The following is a 2871-nucleotide window of genomic DNA, read 5'->3' on the forward strand; positions in this document are numbered from 1 at the left end:
TGATTTTTGCTGGCGGATTTATCGGTTTGGTCATCATGCGTTTTGCAGCAAACCTGTTTGTAAAACTGTTGGAACAACGCCCAAGTTTAGAAATTGCCGCTTTTATCATTGTGGGCTGGGTGGGGATAAAGCTTGCTGTCTATACTCTTTCACACCCTGCATTATCAGTTTTAAATGAAGAATTTGCTCATTCGACAGAATGGAAAATTACTTTTTATGTGGTGTTAGTTGGAATTGCTGTGGCCGGCTGGTTTATGTCTAAGGATGGGGCGCAGAAAAAAACGTCCAAAGCTTCTTAAAGTATATGAGNNNGTATTAAGTCTTTAAGCCTATCCTATAAAAGTATTAAATGTATGGAGGGGTTTAATGCTTTCTCATTTGGATTATTCATCTTTTCAATTGATCAATCACATGGCTATCAGTGATCAATTTTTAAATCCATTTATGATCATGCTGGCGGAAAAAGCACAATATCTTTTTTTTCTGGGAATTATAATATATTGGTTTTTTCAAAAGAAAAAAAATAATAGAAGAATGGTAATTGAAGCTATTATCTCTGCTGGAATTGCCTTAGGGTTGAATGTTTTGATTGGGCTCTTTATTTATCGGGATAGACCCTTTGTAACACATCACGTAAATTGGTTAATTCCGCATGTAAAAAATGATTCGTTTCCTAGTGACCATGCCACTGCGGCTTTTGTCATCGCGACAGCCATTTGGATTTGGCGCAAGGGTGCGGGATGGCTATGGTTGCTATTAGCAGCTGGAATTGCCCTTTCACGGGTTTGGACGGGGGTCCATTATCCTTTGGACGTGATTGCAGGAATGGTTATTGGCGTTGGAACGGCATTATTGGTTCACACGATCTTGGCAAGATGGCAATGGGGAAATAGAATGATTCAGTCCATCATTGCATTTTATGAAAAACTTGAACACATGCTGTTAAAGCGAAAATCGATATCACGTTAGGATAAAAAAAGGCTGATTTTAGAAAATCGGCCTTTTTTATGTTATTATGGGATAATGAAAAAAATATTGTGAGGAATAGTAAATGAAGTTAAAGTTTTATCTAGTTAGTGCTTTTATTATTAGTGTCATTTGTATTATTGGTTTCAGTGTGGTTTCATTCCTAATAAGTGATCATGAAATTGCCCATTTTGATTCTACAATTATTTCTGCAGTACAAGGGCTTGAATCACCTGGATTAACAAAAATGATGAAGACTTTTACCTTTATTGGATCAGCCTCTTTCGTCAGTATAATGAGCCTATTGTTGATCTTTTTTCTTTATAAAGTCCTTCACCACCGAACTGAACTCATTTTGTTTGTTTTTGCGATAGGCGGATCAGCTATATTGAATGAAATATTAAAGCACTTTTTTCAACGGGCACGCCCTGATTTTCATCGCTTGATTGATATTTCCGGGTTTAGTTTTCCTAGCGGCCATGCTATGAATGCATTTACTGTTTATGTCATCATAACCTTTCTGTTGTGGCGTCACATTTCGAGAAAATGGGCTAGATGTCTGTTAATCTTAATCAGTACAGTGATGATTTTGGCAATTGGAGTCAGCAGAATCTATTTAGGTGTCCACTATCCAAGTGACGTATTAGGCGGATACTTAGCCAGCGGATTTTGGTGTACAATGGCTATTTGGTTTTTCCAATATTATAAAGAAAAAGGTTATAATATAAAATATAATCGTTGAGAATAATGGTTGGTGTGATCGTAAACTCATCCAGCCCCTCAAACAAATTGGAGTGATACATATTATCAGGAACAGTATTCCTAATTTATTTACACTTTTTAACTTATTTTTCGGCTTTTTATCCGTGATGTATTCAGCCATCGGGGATTATAAGAACGCAGCCATCCTGATCTTGATTGGAATGATGTTAGACAGCATGGATGGTCGAATTGCCCGTATGCTTCGTGTGCAAAGTGACTTAGGAAAAGAATTAGATTCCTTGGCTGATATTGTTACCTTCGGCGTTGCTCCGGCGATGATGGCTTACTACTCATATTTTTCAGATTTTGGCGTTTTGGGTATGGCGATATCAGGTTTGTTTCCACTGTTTGGCGCGTATCGGTTAGCACGGTTTAATATCAATGCCGTCAAATCGTCTCTCAAATATTTTACCGGTGTTCCAATCACTGCTGGTGGGGGAATTCTGACATTTATTACCTTATTCCATGGTAAAATGCCAAGTATTATCCTACCAATCGCTTTTTTTGCCATTTGTTTTTTAATGGTAAGTACCATTAAAATTCCAAGCTTAAAAGAAGTGCCACTGCCGAAATACGGAATTATTGTCACTGCCTTTTTGGGTTATGCCATTTACCAGGTCTTTAAAAAAGAACAGCATCGTTTTCCTTATTTTATTTATGTGGCAATTCCGCTTTATATCGCGTTTATTGGCTACCAGCTAGTCAAAAACAATAGAAAAAGAAAAACAAATTAATTGATACCTCTTGAAAGAAGGTCTTTAATCAATGAAAGTGAAAGTAAACAAAAATGCAGCAAAAGAATTAAAGAAAATGCTAGCGCAGGAAGAAGCTCAAGGAAAGCTTTTTCGTATCTACGTTTCCAGCGTTCATGGAGATCATGCTCATTATGATCTAATGCTCGACACCCCAACAGAAAAGGACGAGGTAGTACATACAGATAAAGACCTTGACTTCATTTTAGAAAAAGGTGAAGAATACCTCGATAATGTCTGGATCCAATACTTCCAACTGCCAAAAGAAGAATGGGTCATCACAAACCCATCTAAAGGTGTACATCACCATCACTAAGCTTTACAAAGGAATAGCACATGGAAGAACTTAACGGGTTCTGTCCAGAGGCGCAAAATCATAAAAATCAAAAAA

General features: G+C 37.2%; 5 protein-coding genes. All 5 read left to right on the forward strand.

Features of this window, described 5'->3' with window-relative positions; translation table 11 throughout:
- Positions 1-299: TerC family protein (locus V7083_RS22945; RefSeq protein ID WP_438823768.1), on the forward strand; the 299-nt coding region annotated here is incomplete at its 5' end.
- A 67-nt stretch (positions 300-366) separates the two neighbouring features.
- A complete protein-coding gene (locus tag V7083_RS22950) occupies positions 367-969 on the forward strand; it encodes an undecaprenyl-diphosphatase (protein WP_335482438.1) in 603 nt (200 codons plus the stop codon).
- A gap of 82 nt (positions 970-1051) precedes the next feature.
- On the forward strand, positions 1052-1708 hold the full coding sequence (locus tag V7083_RS22955; protein ID WP_335482440.1) for a phosphatase PAP2 family protein: 657 nt from the start codon (positions 1052-1054) through the stop codon (positions 1706-1708).
- Between the two features lie 52 nt (positions 1709-1760).
- Entirely contained in the window at positions 1761-2462 is a 702-nt protein-coding gene (gene pssA, locus V7083_RS22960; RefSeq protein WP_335482442.1) for a CDP-diacylglycerol--serine O-phosphatidyltransferase, read from the forward strand.
- Positions 2463-2493: 31 nt separating this feature from the next.
- Positions 2494-2796, forward strand: a complete 303-nt coding sequence (locus tag V7083_RS22965; protein WP_335482444.1) for an iron-sulfur cluster assembly accessory protein — start codon at positions 2494-2496, stop codon at positions 2794-2796.
- The last annotated feature ends 75 nt before the right edge of the window (positions 2797-2871 follow it).

It is taken from the genome of Bacillus sp. JJ1764, assembly GCF_036962145.1.
In the GTDB taxonomy this organism is placed as follows: Bacteria; Bacillota; Bacilli; order Bacillales; family Cytobacillaceae; genus Neobacillus.